This window comes from Caulobacter radicis (assembly GCF_003094615.1).
GTDB lineage: Bacteria > Pseudomonadota > Alphaproteobacteria > Caulobacterales > Caulobacteraceae > Caulobacter > Caulobacter radicis.
The window spans coordinates 218,384-236,209 of sequence record NZ_QDKO01000043.1 but is presented as its reverse complement, the minus strand read 5'-3'; the positions used below and the strand labels follow the sequence as shown (position 1 = coordinate 236,209).

Here is a 17,826-nt window from a genome sequence, read left to right as displayed (position 1 = left end):
GGGGGTGATCCGCGCCCATATGGCGCGCCTTGCCGCCCGGCGCTTTACGAAAAGCATCGCGCATGTGTTGCTCGCTAAGGGCGAGTCGGAAGCCAGAGTGGGGTGTCTGAGTGAAGTCGAAGAGCTGTTTCGCCCTGTCGGCCGCCGCGGCCGTCTTGGGCATGTGCCTGATCGCCGGGCAGGCGCAGGCGGGGGCTACCAATCCGGGCGCGCCGTCGGCCCGCGAGCTGACCCGGCTTCCGGGCCTGAGCGACGTGGTGATCTCGCCGGACGGCAAGCGCATCGCCGCGCTGATCTCGGCCGACGGCGACGAACAGGTCATCGGCGTGTGGGAGACCGAGCACATCGATCGCCCGCCGAACCTGCTCAGTTCCAAGCACATGGTCTTCAAGGGCGTCGAGTTCATCAAGAACGACCGCCTGGCCGTCATCGTCCAGCAGCTCTACACGGTGGGCAGCTACAAGGGGCACCTGGGCAAGCTGTTCATCACCGACCTCAAGGGCGAGAAGTGGGCCCCGGCGCTGCCGGAAAGCCGTTCGCGCTCGGAGGCCGAGGACTTCGAGAAGGCGACGAACAACCCGCAGATCCTCGACACCCTGCCGCATGATCCGCGCAAGATCCTGGTCGTCGACGACAACGGCGACGTCTACAGGGCCGACGTCTACAGCGGCGCGGCCGAGCGGATCGAGCGCGGTTCGGAGCGTTTCGGCGACCTGCGGACCGACGCCAAGGGCGAGATCCGCGCCAAGTCCGAGATCGACTTCCAGGACGGCAAGGCCTTCTACGCCCAGTGGATCAAGAACCCGGCCACCGGCCAGTTCGAGGAACACTTCCGCTCGTTCCTGAAGGATCGCAACGTGTTCGGGATCGTCGGCTTCTCGCCTGATCCCAACATCGTCTACGTGCAGGGCGTGCGGGCCGGCGACAAGGCCGGCATCTACGAATACGACATCCGCAGCAAGGCGTTCCTGGAGCCGGCCTTCGAGCACAAGATGTTCGACGCGGCCGGCGTCATAGAGGACAACGACGGCAACCTGCTGGGCTTCCGCTACAACGACGCGGCCGGCAGCATCTACTGGACCGATCCCCAACTGGCGGGAATGAGCAAGGGGCTGCGCAACGCGCTGTCGATCAAGCTCGCGCCGATGGACTGGGTCGATCCGGGCACTGGCCAGAAGGCCAGGATCAATGTCGCCGAGGGCGCAGACGTGACGGTGCAGGCCTGGTCGCAGAACCGCGACGCCGCCATCGTCATCAAGGCGGGCCCCAAGGATCCGGGCGAATATTACCTGCTCACCAAGGACGGCAAGCTCAGCCTGCTGGGCAAGGCCCGCCCCTGGATCAAGCCCGAAACGCTGGGCGATACGCGTCTGGTGCAGTACGCCGCCCGCGACGGACTGATGATCCCGGCCTTCCTGACCACCCCGCCGGCGGCTTTCGGCAAGGGGCCGTTCCCGACCATCGTCATGCCCCACGGCGGGCCCTGGGCGCGCGATCACCTCGGCTGGGACGTCGCCGGCTGGGTGCAGTACTTCGCCTCGCGCGGCTATGTCGTCCTGCAACCCCAGTTCCGCGGCTCGGAAGGGTGGGGCCGCAAGCTCTGGACCGCCGGCGACAGCGAGTGGGGCCAGAAGATGCAGGACGACAAGGACGACGGCGCCAAGTGGCTGATGGATCAGAAGGTCGCCGATCCCAACCGGACGGTGATGTTCGGCTATTCCTACGGCGGCTATTCCGCCCTGGCGGCCACCATCCGTCCCAACGGCCTTTATCAGTGCGCCGTCTCGGGCGCGGGCGGCAGTCTGGCCGACATGAAGAAGGTGACCGCGGAAAGCCGGATGATGCGCGAGTACCAGCGCCCGTTCGTCGGCGGCCTGGACGCCATCCAGAAGGCCGGCGAGGCCAAGATCCCGGTCTTCCTGTACCACGGCGACCGCGACACCAATGTCGACATCAAGGACTCCCGCCGCTTCATCGCGGGGCTGAAGGCCGCGAACAAGCCGTACAAGTGGCTGGAAATCAAGGACATGGGCCACGGCTACGTGACCATGACCCCCGCCATGATGGAGACCCAGCTGGTGGAGATCGAGAAGTTCTTCCAGAACGAGTGCAAGCCCGGCGGCCTTTGAGCCGGGACTGCCAAGAGATGGGAAAGAGGGCGCTCATCGCGCCCTCTTTCTTGTTTTCGGGGCGCTACTTGGCGCCGGCGACCATCAGGATCTGCGCCATGGTGGTGGCGATGCTCTCGACGTCGCGGTCCTTGTTGACCTCCATGCCTTCCTCCAGCGAGTGGCCGCGGAAGGTCACGAAGCCGGCGCCGAGGGTGACGGCCGGCTTGCCCAGGCTCATGGGGATGTTGGCGTCGGTCGAGCCGGCCACGTAGCCCATGGGTTTGCCCAGGGCGTCGCCGACGGCGGCCAGCTGCTGCACGAACGGCGAGCTGGCCGGGGTTTCGCCCACCGGGCGGTCGCCGACCATCTTGTTGTCCAGGCTGATCACGCCGCGCTTGGTCGAGCGGGCGGCGTTCTCGGCTTCGACGGCCTTGGGCAGGATGGCGAGGTAGGCGTCCTCGACGGCCTTGAGCTCGGCCTTGCCCGACGAGCGCATGTCGACGGTCATCGACACAGCGAACGGGATCGAGTTGACCGAGGTGCCGCCCTCCAGCAGGCCGATATTGTAGACCGTGCGCGGGTCGCCGGGGACCTTCAGCTCGCCGAACTGGCGGGCGGCGTCGGCCAGGGCGAAGGCCGGGTTGACCGTGCCGAAGTCGCCCATGCTGTGGCCGCCCGGACCCTTGAAGGTGGTCTTGTAGCGCTTGGAGCCGACGCCGCCGTTGACGATCACGGTGGGGCCGCTGGGCTCCAGCGAGATGAAGGCGTCGATCTTGTCCTTGTACTTGCCCTTGAAGAACAGCTCCTTCATGCCGCGCAGGTCGCCGGGGCCTTCCTCGCCCACGTCGCCGACGAACAGGATGTCGCTCTTGGTCTGGATGCCGGCGGCGTTGATGGCGCGCAGGATGGCCAGGATCGAGCCCAAGCCCACGGTGTCGTCGCCGATGCCGGGGGCGTAGAGCTTGTCGCCCTCGCGGCGCACCTTCACGTCGGTGCTGGCCGGGAACACGGTGTCGAGGTGGGCGGCCACCACCAAGAGGCCGCCGCCGCCCGTGCCCTTGCGCAGGCCCATGACGTTGCCGGCGTTGTCGGTCTCCAGGTCGGTCAGGCCTTCCTTGGCGAGCATGGCGAGATAGGCCTTGCCCTTTTCGGCCTCGCCGAAGGGCGGGGCGGGGATCTCGGTCAGGGTAACGATGTCGGCGACCGTCTGCTCGTAGCCGGCCGCCAGGGTCGCCTTGGCCGCCTTGAAGGCCTTGGACGCCATCAGCGCCTTGGCCTGCTTGGTGTAGGGCGAGGTCGGCTGCGGCGGGCGCACGTTGCCGAAGTCGACCTGGGCGGCGGGCTTGGCCGCTTCCTGGGCCAGGGCGGGCGCCGCGGCGGCGCAGAGGAGGGCGGCGAGAGCCGCCGAAGCGATGCGGGTTTTCATGCGATGATCTCTGTACGGAATGAGCGGGATCAGAAAGTGCGGCGAACCATGACGCCCAGGGTGCGAGGCGTCAGGCTGACCACCTGGTCCAGGGCGCCGGCGGCCGAGGTGATCGAGACCGGACCCATCGAGTTGGTCAGGTTCTGGGCGAAGGCGTAGGCGCCCCAACCCTCGCCCTCGACGCCCACGCGCGCGCCGACGACCGCGTAGGACGGCACCTTCTCGTAGTAGACGAAGGTGGGGCGGAACTGCGAGGCGGTCTTGCCGGTGTAGCTGGCGTCCAGGTGCACCAGGCCGTTGAGGCCATCGCCGATCGGCCAGGTGTAGTCGGCGTTCACCGAGCCGCTGAACTTGGGCACGAACGGCAGGCGGTCGCCCTCCAGGCCGGTCGAGCCCGACACCACCACCGAAGAGTTGGTCTGGTCCTCGGTCAGCTTGGCGTCGGAGACGCCGATGGCGCTGCTCAGCGTCAGGCCGGTCATCGGCCGCAGGGTGGCCTCCAGCTCGAAGCCGCGGATGCGGGCCGCGCCGGCGTTGGTGATGATGAAGAAGTTCGCGCCGACATTGGCTTGCGCCTGCACCTGGATGTTGTCCCAGTCGATCTGATAGGCCGACAGGTTCACGGTCAGGCGGCGGTCGAACCAGTCGCTCTTAACGCCTGCCTCGTAGTTCCACAGGCTGTCGGGCGCGAAGGCCACCAGGCCCGTGGTCAGGCCCGGGATGTTGTTGGCGCCGCCGGGACGGAAGCCCTTCGAGGCCTGGGCGTAGACCATCAGCGACTTGCTGACCTCGTAGTTGACGTTGACGCGCTGCACCCAGCCCTTGGCGCTGGCGTCGACCTGGCTGAAGGCCGTGACCGGCGAATTGGAGATCACGTTACCGATGGTCACAGCGCCCGAGACGGTCTTGTCGTAGTCGAAGCGGCGGGCGCCGCCGGTCACCGTCAGGGCGTCGGTGACGTGATACGAAAGCTCGCCGAAGAAGGCGGTCTGCTTGACGTCGTTGTCGATGTAGCGCGCGCCCAGCGCGTCGAACGGCTGGATGGCCATGCCCGTGGTGGCGTCGGCGCGGGTCTGGATGCTGTCGACGTGGTCCTTGCGGGTCTCGTAGTAGACGCCGCCGGTCCAATCGAGCTTGTCTTCGAACAGGCTGCCGCTGGCGCGCAGTTCATGCGTCCAGGTCTCCAGACTCATCGGCTGCCAGGAGACGGCCGGGCCGCGCGAGTCCGCCCAGGCGGTGTACTGCGACAGCTGGGCGCTGGAGCAGGTCGTCCCCGACAGGCCGAAATAGCGGCCGCAGGCGGCGCTGCTGGTGCGGTTGTTGGCGATGTTGTTGGTCCAGTCGCTGTTCCGCAGCATCTTCCATTTGTAGTACGACGACGTCGCCGTCAGCGTCGCGACATCGAGGTCCCACTCGGCGGTGACGTTGTAGAGCGCCAGCTTGGAGTTGCTCTGGGCGATCGTCCTGCGGTCGGACTTGTAGCGGCCGGCGGCGGCCGACCAACTGGCCTGGCCGTCGACTTCCTCGTTCTGCAGGGCCGCCGTGGTGCGGATCGTCAGGCTTTCGGTCGGCGTGTAGGTCAGCATCAGGCGGCCGCCGCTAGCGGTCGAGCCGTTGATGTCCTGCTTGTTCAGCGGAACGCTGTCGACATATCCGCCGCGCTGCTCGCGATACAGCACCAGGCGCGCGCCCAGCTTGTCCTCGACCAGCGGCACGTTGACCATGCCCTTGCCGTAGTAGCCGCCGTCGCCGTTCTTGGTGGTGGTCGCCTGCGCCTCGACCGCGCCGGCGTAGTCGTTGGTGTCGGCCTTGTTGAAGATCACCCGCAGGGTGCCGCCCATCGAGCCCGAGCCGTACAGCGTGCCTTGCGGGCCGCGCAGCACCTCGACGCGCTCGACGTCGAACAGGTTGATGTCCGGCGTGGTCGAGCCGGCGTCCTGGGTGGTGCCGGTCGGGCCGGTCAGCGGGGTTTCGTCGTAGTAGAGGCCGGTCGTGGCCTCGCCGGCGCTGCGCACGCCGCGCAGGGTGATGCGGCGGTTCGACGGGGTGCCGCCGTCCAGCGACAGGTTCGGCACCTGGCGGAAGTAGTCGTTGATGCCCGTGGCGCCGATCCGGCTGAGCTGGGTCTCGCCGACCGCCGAGATGCTGAGCGGGGTGTCCTGCAGGCTGGTCGAGCGCTTCAGCGCGGTGACGATGATCTCGTCGACGGCGGCGGACGGCGCCTCTTGGGCGTGGGCGCCGGCGGCGGCCAGAGCGGCCAGGGCGCTGGTGGCCATGGCCGCGCGGCGGAAGGTGCGGAAGGCAGTGCGGTTCAAGTTCATCCCCTTCGTTGAGGACCGGCCAGAAGCTCGGTTCCGGGCCGCAAGACGGGCGAGGGGAGATCGCCCTTACGACTTTCTTCGCCTCCGGGCGGTCTGGTGCGCGCCTGGTCAAGCTGCGCGCAATTTGGGCGCATGCTGATCAAATGAGCGGCGGTGAGGCCAAAACGCCGGTCTCGGCGCCGGTTCGACCATCGCCTGGCGGCGAAGTTCGAATAGCCCGGCCTCAGAGCGGGAGAACGAGGTGTCCGGACAGTCCGCGTTCAGTCAGGCGGCGATAGCCGAGCTTCGGCCGGGCGGTATCGACGAGGTCGTGCGCCGGCACGAGGGCATGCTGCGTCGCTTCATCGCCCTGCGCATAGGCGGCGGGGCCGATGTCGACGACCTGGTGCACGAGGTCTTCCTGCGCTTCGCCCGCCGTCCGCCCGACGAGGGCGTCGAGCGCCTGGACTCCTACCTCTTCCAGACCGCCGCCAACCTGATCCGCGACCGCGCGCGCCGCCAGCAGGTACGCCGCCTGGCCGCGCCCGAGATCGAGGACGACGCCGCCGCCCAGGTTCCGGCCACGCCCGAACAGACCCTGATCGACCGCGAGACCCTGACGGAGGTTCGCCGGGCCCTGGCCGACCTGCCCGAGCGGACCCGGCACGTGTTCCTGCTTTACCGGATCGACGGCCTGAGGCATCAGGCCATCGCCGACGCCCTGGGGGTGTCGATCAGCACCGTTGAGAAGGACGTGCGACGGGCCATGGCCCACCTGACCCGACGGGTTCGCCGTCCATGAGCCCCGTTCCCGCCAATGACGGCCTGGCCGACGTCTACGACGCTGCGGCCGACTGGCATGAGCGCCGGCGCGCGTCGGGCTGGAGCCCCGCCGACGAGGCCGCGCTCACCGCCTGGCTGGAAGCCGACGCCGAGCATGTCGACGCCTATGCCGCCATGGCCGAGGTCGAGGCGGCGCTGGACGACGCCGTCGCCGCCGGCGGGCTCGATCGCGAACTGGCCCAGGCCCGCGCGGCCTTCACGCAGGGCAAGGCGCGCAACGCGCGCCGAAGTTTCGCGCTGATGGCGGCCGGCCTGTCCGGCATCGCCGTCCTGGCGGGGCTGGGCGGCCTCGCCTGGACGCGCGCAGGCGCCTCCGAGCAGAGCTTCGCCGCCGCGCCCGGCCAGCGCAGCGCCGTGGTGCTGGCCGACGGCTCGCGTGTGGTGCTCGACGGCGGCGCGCGGCTGACCGCCCGGATCGACCGGCGCTCGCGCGACATCGCGCTGACCGGCGGCCGGGCCTTCTTCGACGTCGCCCATGATCCTTCGCGCCCGTTCGAGGTCAGCGGCGGCGGTCACGTCGTGCGCGCCCTGGGCACCGCCTTCGAGGTCGACCTGGCGCCGGCCGCCAAGACCTATCAGGTCGCGCTGCTGCGCGGCCGGGTGCGGGTCAGCGGCGAGGGTCAACCTGTCGAGCTGGCGCCGGGCCAGGTGCTGGCGGCGGACAGGCAGGGACGCGAGACGGTCTCCAACTCCGACGTCGGCGCCGCCACGGCCTGGCGCGACGGCCGGCTGCTGCTGAAGGGCGACGCGCTTTCCGACGCCGCCGCTGAGATCAACCGTCGAGGCGGGCGCCGGATCGTCGTGCGCGGATCGGCCAAGGACCTCAAGCTCAGCGGCGCCTTCGGCGGCGACGACCCCCTGGCCTTCGCCCGCGCCGTGGCCGTGATCCACGGCCTGACCATCGGCGAGGCTGCCGACGGCTCGATCGTGCTCTCGCCGGCCAAGGACACCGGTGCGACGGCCGACTAGCCGCGCGGCGCCGGCCCTGGCGGCCCTGGCGCTGCTGGCCCAGGCCTCGGCGGCGCTGGCGGCTCCCCTTGGTTTCGATGTTCCGGCTGGTCCCCTGGAAGGCGCGCTGCAGGCCTATGCCGCGCAGACCGGGGTCGACGTGCTGTTCGCGCCCCAGGCCGTGGCCGGGCTGCGCTCTCCCGGCGGCCGCGCGGTCTCCGAACCCGAGGAGGCCCTGAAACGCCTGCTGCGGGGCAGCGGCCTGACCGCGCGCCGCATCGGCCCCCGGGCCTTCGCCCTGACGCCCGCTAGCGCGCCGCCACCGGCGAAAGCCGCCGCCCCGTCCGAAAGGCGTCTGCCAGCCCCCCGGCCGGAAGCCGGCGAACCGCTGGACGCCGTGCTGGTCCAGGCCCGCCGCCGCGAGGAGCGGCTGATCGACGTGCCGGCTTCGGTCGCGGCGGTGTCGGCCGCCGATCTCGACCGCCTCGGCGGCGATGGAACGCTCGCGCTGCGGCAGGCGGCGCTGGGTCTGACCGCCGCCGGCCAGGTCTCGGTCGAGACGCCGACCCTGGTCATTCGCGGCCAGCGTCGCGCCACGGCCGGCGACTCCGCGCTGTCGGTGATCACCTATGTCAACGAGGCGCCGCTGCCCAACAACGGCTCGATCCTGCCGTCGTTTGACCTGTCGGAGGTGCAGATCCTGCGCGGACCGCAGGGCGTTCTGTTCGGCCGCAACACCACCGGCGGCGCGCTGCTGATCCACACCAACGAGCCGGGACATGGCGCCCATGTCCGTATCGCGACGGGTTCCTATGGCCTGCGCGAGGTCGAGGCGGCGGCCGACCTGACCAGGGCCGGCGCTCCGGTGGCGGTGCGCCTGGCCGCCTACGGCCTCAAGCGCGACGGCGTGGTCGAGAAACTCGGCGTCGGCGGCGACCTCGACGACCGCGACCAGGCCGCCGTGCGTCTCTCGCTGGCCTGGAAGCCGGACGGTCCGCTGTCGGCGCTGTTGGTGCTGGACGGATTTCGGGCCTGGGAGACCGGCAGCGCCGCCATCCTGTCGGGCAGCTATCCCAATCCGCCGGACGTCACCGGCGGCGGCAATGGCCGCACGCCCGAGGCCGCGCCCTATTTCGACTGCGGCATGGCCGGCTGCGACATCGACATCGCTCTCTCCCGGCAGAGGGCGCGCGGGACCCGCGCCACCGACATCGACCTTCCCCCGCGCTCGGACCGTCGCAACGACGGGGCGACCCTGCGGCTGGACTGGCGTGACGGCGGGCTGAACGTCCGCTCGGTCACGGCCTATCGGCGCAGCGTGCTCGACAGCGCCCTGGACAGCGACGGCTCGCCGCTGCCGCTCAACCAGATCGTCCGCCACATCGACCTTGGCCAGTTCACCCAGGAGGTGCGGGCCAGTGGCGCGGGCCAGGACGGCGCCTGGCAGGCGGGCCTGTTCTACATGTCCACCGCGCCGGTCGGCGTGCAGCGCACCCTTTGGGCCAGCGTGGTGACGCCGACGAACCCTGCGCGCGTCGAGTTCCAGTACCGGCGCGGCGAGAGCCTGGCGGGCTTCATCGACGCCACGCGGCGGCTGGGCGCGGGTTTCGAGCTGGAAGCCGGCCTGCGCTACACTCGCGATGTCTCAAGCGCCTGCCAGGTGCGGGTGGCCGCCCCGGCCGCCGACATCTCCGAGGCCGCCTGCGGCGAGGCCGGCCGCGCCCAGTCCTCGGCGCCCACCTGGACCCTGGGGCTGACCTGGCGCGGAAAGCAGAACCTGACCCTCTACGCCGTCACTCGCCGGGGCTATCGCGCAGGCGGGGTCAATGCGCCCAACTTCGGACCGCTGCTGGAGGCCTATCAGGTCTATGCGCCCGAAAGCCTGACCGACGTCGAGCTTGGCCTCAAATGGGCCGGCGGCGCGGGCGACTGGCGTCATCGCGTCGACGCGGCCCTGTTCCGGGGCTGGTCGCGCGACATCCAGCGGGCCCTGTTTCCGGCCGAGAACTTCGATGGCGACGGCGTCGCCGCCAACGACCCGCCCAACCTGATCATCAACGCCGGCTCGGCCACGATCAGCGGCCTGGAGCTGGGCTGGCGGGGCCAGTGGACCCAGCGCCTGACGCTGTCGGCCTCGGCGACGCTGACTCAGGCGCGGTTCACCGCCCTGACCGTGCCGGCCCTGCTGGCCGGCCTGACGCCGACCGATCCGGGCTCGCTGCGGTTTTCCTATTCGCCGCCCTACACGGCGCGCCTGACGGCCGACTGGCGGCTGGTCGACCATGATCGCCTGGGCCGCTGGATCCTGTGGGGCGACCTCTTCCAGAGCGGGCCGGTGCGCTATGTCGAGCGCGCTCACGACAGCAACGGCATGCAGAAGGCGTTCGCGGTCGTCGGCGCGGGCCTGACCGTCCAGCCGCCTCGCCGCGACGACCTGACCCTGACACTGGCCGTGCGCAACCTCTTCGACGCGGTGTACGCAGCCGGCGGCGGCGCGATCACGCCGGCGGTGACGGCCACCTCGATGATCTACGGCGAGCCGCGCACGGTCGAGGTCGCCGTCCGGCGCAGGTTCTGATCCGCCGGTCAGAGAAAGGCGAGGAACGGCACGCAGATCAGGCCCACGCCCGCGAGGGCGGTCGCCGCCTTCGGCCGCCACGACAGCAGCAGCACCAGCAGGGCGGCGGCCACGCACATCTGGCCGATCCAGACGGTGACGCCCAGCGCCGGTCCCAGCCGGAAGACGGCCACGGCGGCCGACAGCGCCAGCAGGCACCACCCCAGGACGCGCAGCACCCGTTCCGACGGCAGGACCAGGGGCTCAAGCCCCGACCGGTGCTTCTTCATGGCCAGGGCCAGGCAGGTGAAGGCCGCGAAGCTGATCAGGCCGCTTTCATAAGGCATCGACGCTCTCCTTGGCCGGCGCCGGCTTGGGGCTGGCCGCCGCGGGCGCGCGGACGGACGCTTTCATCTTGGGCGGCTGCGGCTTGCGCGAGGCCCTGAAGGCGGCCAGGCCGCACAGGGCGGCGATGGCCAGCATGGCCAGGTCGAAACCGGCGAACAGCCAGTCGCCGGTGCGCAGGCTGGCGATCAGTCCGCGATCGGTGGTCGCCGCGTTGACCACGGGCAGGGCGGCGAAGGCCAGTGTCGCCAGGCCCAGGGTCTCGGTCCAGGCCCGCTTGGCCGGACGCAGCAGCGAGATCACGGCCAGGCCGAACCAGGTCCAGAACATCGCCTTGACCTCCAGTTCCGCGCGGCCGGGCAGGGCGGCGGGGATCAGGCGGTTGGCCAGCAGGTAGGCGGCCATGCCGCTGGGCAGGCAGGCGATGGCGCCGATGTTCAGCCGCTCCACCAGCTTCAGCCCGAAGAACGGCGCGGCGTTCGGCTTGCGGCGTTTGACCACCCACAGGACGAGGCCCGTCCCGACCATGGCCGCGCCGGTCAGGCCGAGCAGGAAATAGACCCAGCGCAGGGCGGGGCTGGCGAAATGGCCCAGGTGCAGGCCCAGCATGACGCCGGCCGTGGCGATCGCTGGACCGGGCGAGGGCGAGCGCGACAGCTCCTGGCCCGTCGCGCCGGAGAAGGTGATCGAGTCCGGCCGCGCGTTCAGCCGGCCGCCGGTGGCGCGCAGCAGGGTGACGGTCGAGGCCGCGTCACCCGGATTGCGGATGACGACCGTGCGCGGGGCGTCGCCGCTCCAGCTTCGTCCGGCCGCCTCGATCATCGGGCCGACCGGCAGCAGCGGCGCGGGGCGTCCCGAGGCCTTGGCCTCGGCCGGAGCGCCGTAGGCGGCGGCCGTGAAGGCGTCAGGCTTGTCGAAATTGGCCTTCACCGGCCAGGGCATGTACATCGCCACCAGCGTGATCAGGCCGGTGTAGGTGATCATGGCGTGGAAGGGCAGGGCCAGCACCGCCGAGGCGTTGTGCGCGTCCAGCCAGCTGCGCTGGCCCTTGCGCCAGCGCAGGGTGAAGAAGTCCACGAAGATGCGCTTGTGGGTGATCACGCCCGAGATGATCGCCGCCAGCATGAACATCGCGCAGACCCCGGCCAGCCAGCGTCCCCACGGATGCGGCAGCTGGAGCTGGAAGTGGAAGCGATAGAAGTGCTCGCCGCCGCGCGTGTCACGGGCTTCCAGCGACCGGCCGGTGGCCGGGTCCAGCTTCAGTTCGGGACGGCGGGCCGGCGGCTTTTCGGGATTGGGCTTGGCGCGGGCGAACACCCGGGTCACGGCCGTGCGGTCGTCGGGCAGGTAGATGAACCACTGTTGGTCGTCGGGCGTGGTCGCCTGCATGTGGGCGATCGCCGCCTGGGCGGCCTGCTCGGCGGGGACGGACGCCGAGCGCAGCTCCGGCTGCATCCACTGGGTGATCTCGGGCCGGAAATAGCTGGCCGTGCCGGTCAGGAACATGGCGAACAGGATCCAGCCGGCCAGCAGGCCCAGCCACGCATGGATCCAGGCCATGGACTGGCGCAGCGCCCGGACGGGCGGGGCAGGAGCGGGGAAGCTTGGGCGCACGTTCACGCCCGGGCTCCCAGCAGCACCACCGCCGCGCCGGCGACCAGCGCCGAGCCCCACAGCACGGTGGCCACGAGCGCCAGGCGCCGTTCGTGGAAGGCCCACAGGGCAAGGCCAGCAAAGACCAGGAACGACAGGATCATGCCCCAGGCCGAGGCCTCGGCCGGAGCGATCGGCAGCAGGCGGGCCAGCAGCGAGGCCAGGGCCGCGGCGGCCGCGTAACCGCCGAACAGGGCGGTGACGGCGCGGGCGGTCATCCGCGCCACGCCGGGCCATGCGGCCGCCTGTTTCGCTGATCGATCGTTGTTCACGCAACCTCCGAAAGTTGGCTTGCGCCTAACAACTCGTTTCGATAGTTGCAACTCATTATCAATCCTATCGACAATCTTGACGAGGAGTCCTCATGGTCATCCGTTCCAAAACCGCGCGTGGCGCGAACGCCAACGCCGGGGTCTTGCGAGGGCTGGCCGTGACCGTCGCCGCAGCGGCGGCGCTGCAGGGACTGGGCGCGACCGCCGCCTGGGCCGAGGACGCCGACACCGATTCCAACACCGTCGAGCGGGTCGAGGTGACCGGCCTGAAGGCGCGTCGCGCGGCCGCCGGCACCAAGACCGAGACCGCCCTGATCGAGACGCCGCAGAGTATCACCGTCATCGACGGCGACGAGCTGTCGCGCCGCAACGTGCAGTCCATCAACCAGGCCCTGGGCTTCGTCGCCGGCGTTTCGCCCAACCAGCGCGGCGGCATGGTCACGCGCTATGACCAGCTGGTCGTGCGCGGCTTCGCGCCGGGCGTGTTCCTGGACGGCATGCGCCTGATCGCAGGGCCCTATTCGACGCCGCAGATCGACTTCAACCGGATCGACCACATCGACATCGTCAAGGGCCCGGCCTCGGTGCTGTACGGCAACTCCACGCCCGGCGGCCTCGTGAACCTGGCCAGCAAGCTGCCGGAGGAGGGCAGCTTTGGCCGCGTCGAGGGCCAGCTGGGCAACTTCGACACGCGCCGCGCGGCGGTGGACGTCAACGCTCCGCTCGACAGCCAGGGCAAGTGGCTGGGTCGCGTCCTGGCCGGTTGGCAGAAGGGCGACGGCATGACCGACGGCACCTTCAGCGAGCGTTATCACGTCAGCCCGATGGTGACCTTCGAGCCGACCGCCGACACCAGCCTGACCCTGGTGGGCGCCTACCAGCGCTCGCCCAGCGGCGGCGGCTATTCGGGCGTTCCGGCCTATGGCTCGGTCTTGCCTAATCCCTTCGGCAAGCTGCCGCGCGAGATCAACACCGGCGATCCGGGCTATGAGCGCTACGACCACAAGGCCGGGTCGGTGGCGGCCTTCTTCCGCCACGATTTCAACGAGCACCTGACCTTCCGCTCGAACGCCCGCTTCCAGAACAACAAGCTGTCCTACCGCCAGCTCTATGTGGGCGGCTTCGCCACCACGGGCGTGGGCGCGGCCCGCAACAGCGACTATTCGACGATCATCCGCGGCGGCGGCGGCGCCGACGAGGACTTCGACACCCTGACCCTCGACAACCAGGTCAGCGCCCGCTTCGAGACCGGCGCGGTCAAGCACCAGGTGCTGGCCGGCTTCGACTACCAGAAGATCACCGGCGAGAATTTCCAGCAGTTCAATACCGGCCAGACCAGCAATCCGCTGACCAGCATCCCCAACCTGTCGCTGTTCGCGCCGACCTATGGCGGCACGCTGCCCAGCATGGACCTGACGGTCCTGTCGTCGGCCTATGTGAACACCTACAGCCGCCGAGAGCAGAAGGGCCTCTACGCCCAGGACCAGATGACCATCGGCCGGCTGCAGCTGATCGCCAGCGGTCGCTACGACTGGTACGAGCAGGTCACCGACAACAAGAAGAACAACACCTCCAGCACGCTGGAGCAGAACGCCTTCACCATGCGGCTGGGCGGGCTCTACGACCTGGGCGCGGGCCTGGCGTCCTATGTCAGCTATTCGGAATCCTTCGAGCCGCAGGCCGGCACGACCTGGCAGGGCGAGGCCTTCGTGCCCGTCACCGGTCGCCAGCTCGAGGGCGGCCTGAAGTACCAGCCCGAGGGCACCTCGGCCCTGTTCACCCTGGCGGCCTACCAGCTGGAGCGCCGCAAGGTGCCGGTCGCCGACCCGCAGGGCGGGACGAACGGGATACCCGCCAACTCGCAGATCCAGATCGGCGAGGTTCGCGTGCGCGGCGTCGAGCTGGAAGGCCGGGGCGAGGTCTCGCGCGGCCTGAACGTGGTGGCCGCGTTCAGCTACACCGACGCGATCATCACCCAGGGCGCGCCGGCCGTGGCGGCCACGGCCACCAACAGCGGCACGCCGACCACCACGGGCACCCGCCAGCTGGGCGTGCCCAAGTGGGGCGCCTCGACCTTCATCTCCTACGACCTGGGCCGCGCCGGCCGGGCGACTGGTCCGGCGGCGGGCCTGCGCCTGGGCGGCGGCCTGCGCTATGTCGGCGGTTCGGACGGCACGACGAGCTATGCGGTGATCAACAACGTCACCACCTTCCAGCGCTTCCACACCGACGGCTTCATCCTGGTCGACGCCCTGGTCGGCTATGACCTGGGCGTGGCCAAGACCGAGCTGAAGGGCTGGGAAGCGGCCCTGAACGCCGCCAACCTGTTCGACAAGCGCCACATCTCGGCCTGTCCGTTCAACAACAGCTGCTACTTCGGTTCCGCCCGGACGGTGACGGCGACCCTGCGCTACAGCTGGTGAGGCGTCGCGAGGGCCGGCGTCGGCCGGCCCTCGCTGACTGCCAAGGGCGCGATTCCTTCGCGCACTCCTTGAGCGTTATTCACTCGAAGGCGCGAATAGGTTGCGCCTCGATTGGCGGGACGCCTGGTCGCGGCAAAAAATGGGCTGGGGCCGCGATAGGCGGGCGCCGGCCTTTCCGCCGCCACGTGACCCTTACGGAAAGCGGTTTCCGGGCGACCTAGGCGTGCGTCGTCATCGCACCGTCGTCTTTCGTGTTTCTGGCTGACATCCAAATGTAGCGCCCCTGTCACGGCGTCGCCCTAAGCGCCCCTCGCGTTTGCCAGAGGGGTCCACATGTCCAAGCCGTTCGCCGCCAGCCGCCTGATCGCCGGCCTGCTCGCCACCAGCGCCCTGTCGGCGCCGCTGCTCGCCCACGCCGCCGAGGACGAGGCGCCCAACGCCGTCGAGGAGGTCATCGTCACCGGCCAGCGCGAGGCCCAGCGCGCCGCCATCGCCGTCAAGCGCGACGCCTTCGTGGTGTCCGACGTCGTCTCGGCCGACGACATCGGCAAGCTGCCCGACCACAACACCGCCGCCGCCCTGCGCCGCATTCCCGGCATCTCGGTGATGGAAGACCAGGGCGAACCGCGCTTCCCGGTCATCCGCGGCCTGCGCTCGACCTACAACCGCACCACCATCGACGGCGCCCTGGTGGCCTCGGTCGACGAGAGCGGCCGCACCGTGCCGATGGACATCGTGCCCTCGGTGATGGCCGGCCGCCTGGAAGTCATCAAGACCGTGACGCCCGAAAACGACGGCAACGCCATCGGCGGCGTCATCAACGTCACCACCCGCAGCGCCTTTGACGCGGGCCGGCCGTTCTTCAACGGCATGGCCTCGTACGGCAGTTACGAACGCCACGGCGACGTGCGCAACGACAAGCCGTCCTACCGCTTGGCCTTCGCCGCCGGCCGCACCTTCGGTTCGGAAGACCAGTGGGGCGTGGTCATCGGCGCCTCGCACGAGCAGCTCGACTACGACATTCCGCAGGTCGAGGCCGCCGATCCCAGCGTGCGCGAATACACCGCCGCCGGCGCGCCGGTGCTGTCGGGCGCGGCCAATGGCAACGGCATCCAGGTGCCGACCCAGCTGCGCCTGTTCTGGTACAACAACACCAAGCAGCGCAGCGGCGTGAACGGCAAGGTCGAGTATCGCCCGACCGACGACTTCCGCTGGGAGGCCTCGGCCCTGTTCTCGCGCATGGAGGACGACGAGGAGCGCATCGAGTACCGTATCGAGCCGCTCGGCAACGTCGCCAACCAGACCCAGACCAGCGGCAGCTTCGCCCGCGGCCGCGGCATCATCCAGCTGAATCAGCCGATCACCAAGCGCGAGATCGGCATGGCCCGCACGGGCTTCGCCTGGAGCTTCGCGCCCCAGTGGAAGCTGGACGGCGACCTCGTCTACTCGCAGGCCGGCCTGGAGGTGCCCAACCACTCGGTGGAGTTCCGCACCGTCGACGCCCAGGGCGCCAACTACGGCTTCACCTACGACACCTCCAACCCGCTGTTCCCGATCTTCACCTCGACCAACGAGGCGGCGATGCGCAACCCGGCCAACTACGTGCTGCAACAGCACCGCGACGCCCTGACCAAGACCGACGAGAAGACCAGCCAGGCCCGCTTCAACCTGGCCTTCGACGACGACGGCGCCTGGAAGGCCAAGGTCGGCGGCGTGCTGCGCTCGACCAAGCGCGATTTCACCAATAGCCAGATCAACTACCGCGCCGGCACGGGCTTCACCTACACCCTGGCCGAGGTCGACACCGCCGGTCCCGACCAGCTGATCGCCGGCCGCTATCGCCTGAACCCGCGCATCGGCGCGGCCGAGGCCATGGCCTTCTTCAAGGCCAACCGCGACCGCTTCACGACCACCGTCACCGCGCCCACCGGCAACTACGGCGTCGACGAGGACATCTACGCCGGCTACGGCCAGGCCAGCTACCAGTTCGGCGACGTCACCCTGCTGGGCGGTCTGCGCTACGAGCACACCAAGGTCTCGTCCAGCGCCATCCGCAACACCGGCGGCGTCCTGACCCCGACCAGCAACGACGGCTCGTACGACAACTGGCTGCCCAGCCTGCACGTGCAGTGGAAGCCGGCCGACAACTGGATCGTCCGCGCCGCCTGGACCAACACCATCGGCCGTCCCGACTACGGCTCGCTGGCCGCCACCGAAACCCTGAACTTCGACGGCAGCCAGCCGACCCTGTCGCGCGGCAATCCGGGCCTGAAGGCGCGCGAGAGCAAGGGCCTGGACCTGTCGGTCGAGTTCTATCCGACCGACGGCATGGTCTCGCTGGCGGTGTTCAGCAAGGACATCAAGAACGAGATCTTCACGCTGAGCTCGACCGAGACCCTCAATGTGGGCCGGGGCCCCGAGACGGTGCTGGTGTCGACCCCGCGCAACGCCGAGACGGCCAAGATCAACGGCGTCGAGTTCGCCGCGCAGCAGGCCTTCACCTTCCTGCCCGCGCCGTTCGACGGCTTCGGCTTCAACGGCAACATCACCTGGCTGGACACCGAGTTCACCTTCCTGACCTCGGCCGGCCCGCGCGTCACCGGCCTGTTCCAGCAGCCGGAGATCACCACCAACGAGTCGATCTACTACCAGCGCGGCCCGTTCGAGGCCCGGATCTCGCACAACTACATCGGCGGCCAGCTGGAGACGATCAACGACGCCAACCCCAACTCCGACCAGTACTGGAAGGGCCGCCACGTGTTCGACGCCAGCCTGTCCTGGCGCTTCGCCGACCACTACACCGTGTTCGTCGAGGGCCAGAACCTCTCCAACACCGGCCGCCAGGAAGTGACCGGCCCGGGGCGCGGCTACCTGCAGGAGTGGGCCAATTACGGTCGCACCTACTGGGTCGGCGCGGCGGTCAGCTTCTAGGATAGGGCAAAGGGAGA

At 69.7% G+C, this 17,826-nt stretch carries 10 protein-coding genes and 1 pseudogene; 6 read left to right on the top strand and 5 right to left on the bottom strand.

Going from position 1 to position 17,826, the window contains the following annotated elements:
• Positions 1–110 precede the first annotated feature (110 nt).
• A complete protein-coding gene (locus DDF62_RS23745) occupies positions 111–2,129 on the top strand; it encodes an alpha/beta hydrolase family protein (protein WP_116491403.1) in 2,019 nt (672 codons plus the stop codon).
• A 64-nt stretch (positions 2,130–2,193) separates the two neighbouring features.
• Here the strand turns inward: DDF62_RS23745 and DDF62_RS23740 are convergent, their stop codons facing one another.
• Together DDF62_RS23740 and DDF62_RS23735 are read right to left on the bottom strand one after the other, a co-directional pair.
• Positions 2,194–3,537 carry a M20/M25/M40 family metallo-hydrolase gene (locus DDF62_RS23740; RefSeq protein WP_116491402.1) on the bottom strand — a complete coding sequence of 448 codons (1,344 nt, stop codon included), beginning with the start codon at positions 3,535–3,537 and terminating at the stop codon, positions 2,194–2,196.
• Positions 3,538–3,566: 29 nt separating this feature from the next.
• Positions 3,567–5,858: a TonB-dependent receptor gene (locus tag DDF62_RS23735; RefSeq protein WP_165832365.1), complete on the bottom strand. Its 2,292-nt coding sequence runs from the start codon at positions 5,856–5,858 to the stop codon at positions 3,567–3,569.
• Positions 5,859–6,099: 241 nt separating this feature from the next.
• Here DDF62_RS23735 and DDF62_RS23730 point away from each other — a divergent pair, with 241 nt between their 5' ends.
• From DDF62_RS23730 to DDF62_RS23720, 3 genes are read left to right on the top strand one after another with little or no spacing between them, the layout of a single operon-like run.
• Complete coding sequence (locus DDF62_RS23730) at positions 6,100–6,639, top strand: RNA polymerase sigma factor (protein ID WP_133244986.1); 540 nt, start codon at positions 6,100–6,102, stop codon at positions 6,637–6,639.
• The gene (locus DDF62_RS23725; protein WP_116491400.1) at positions 6,636–7,649 is read left to right on the top strand and encodes a FecR family protein; all 1,014 of its coding nucleotides are present in this window, start codon (positions 6,636–6,638) and stop codon (positions 7,647–7,649) included. The genes DDF62_RS23730 and DDF62_RS23725 overlap by 4 nt, the downstream gene beginning before the upstream one ends.
• Positions 7,633–10,206: a TonB-dependent receptor gene (locus DDF62_RS23720; RefSeq protein ID WP_116491399.1), complete on the top strand. Its 2,574-nt coding sequence runs from the start codon at positions 7,633–7,635 to the stop codon at positions 10,204–10,206. The genes DDF62_RS23725 and DDF62_RS23720 overlap by 17 nt, the downstream gene beginning before the upstream one ends.
• Positions 10,207–10,214: 8 nt before the next feature.
• On the opposite strand, the gene DDF62_RS23715 is transcribed toward DDF62_RS23720, so the two are convergent.
• Genes DDF62_RS23715 through DDF62_RS23705 form a run of 3 tightly spaced genes read right to left on the bottom strand, consistent with a single transcriptional unit; the run spans position 10,215 to position 12,455 of the window.
• Entirely contained in the window at positions 10,215–10,532 is a 318-nt protein-coding gene (locus tag DDF62_RS23715) for a DUF3325 domain-containing protein (RefSeq protein WP_116491398.1), read from the bottom strand.
• Positions 10,522–12,150, bottom strand: a complete 1,629-nt coding sequence (locus DDF62_RS23710; protein WP_133244985.1) for a PepSY-associated TM helix domain-containing protein — start codon at positions 12,148–12,150, stop codon at positions 10,522–10,524. The genes DDF62_RS23715 and DDF62_RS23710 overlap by 11 nt, the downstream gene beginning before the upstream one ends.
• Complete coding sequence (locus tag DDF62_RS23705) at positions 12,147–12,455, bottom strand: hypothetical protein (protein ID WP_208866927.1); 309 nt, start codon at positions 12,453–12,455, stop codon at positions 12,147–12,149. The genes DDF62_RS23710 and DDF62_RS23705 overlap by 4 nt, the downstream gene beginning before the upstream one ends.
• Positions 12,456–12,613: 158 nt before the next feature.
• On the opposite strand from DDF62_RS23705, the gene DDF62_RS23700 reads away from it, so the two are divergent.
• Together DDF62_RS23700 and DDF62_RS23695 are read left to right on the top strand one after the other, a co-directional pair.
• Positions 12,614–14,878 (top strand): TonB-dependent siderophore receptor, encoded by a 2,265-nt coding sequence (locus tag DDF62_RS23700; protein ID WP_165832364.1) that lies wholly within the window; start codon positions 12,614–12,616, stop codon positions 14,876–14,878.
• A gap of 360 nt (positions 14,879–15,238) precedes the next feature.
• A pseudogene (locus DDF62_RS23695) lies at positions 15,239–17,809 on the top strand (TonB-dependent receptor); the annotation flags it as partial.
• Between the last annotated feature and the right edge of the window lie 17 nt (positions 17,810–17,826).

Excerpts from the sequence above, each read along its gene's own strand:
- DDF62_RS23715 (WP_116491398.1), bottom strand. The coding sequence starts at position 10,532 with ATGCCTTATGAAAGCGGCCTGATCAGCTTCGCGGCCTTCACCTGCCTG.
- DDF62_RS23725 (WP_116491400.1), top strand. The coding sequence starts at position 6,636 with ATGAGCCCCGTTCCCGCCAATGACGGCCTGGCCGACGTCTACGACGCT.
- DDF62_RS23740 (WP_116491402.1), bottom strand. The coding sequence starts at position 3,537 with ATGAAAACCCGCATCGCTTCGGCGGCTCTCGCCGCCCTCCTCTGCGCC.
- DDF62_RS23735 (WP_165832365.1), bottom strand. The coding sequence starts at position 5,858 with ATGAACTTGAACCGCACTGCCTTCCGCACCTTCCGCCGCGCGGCCATG.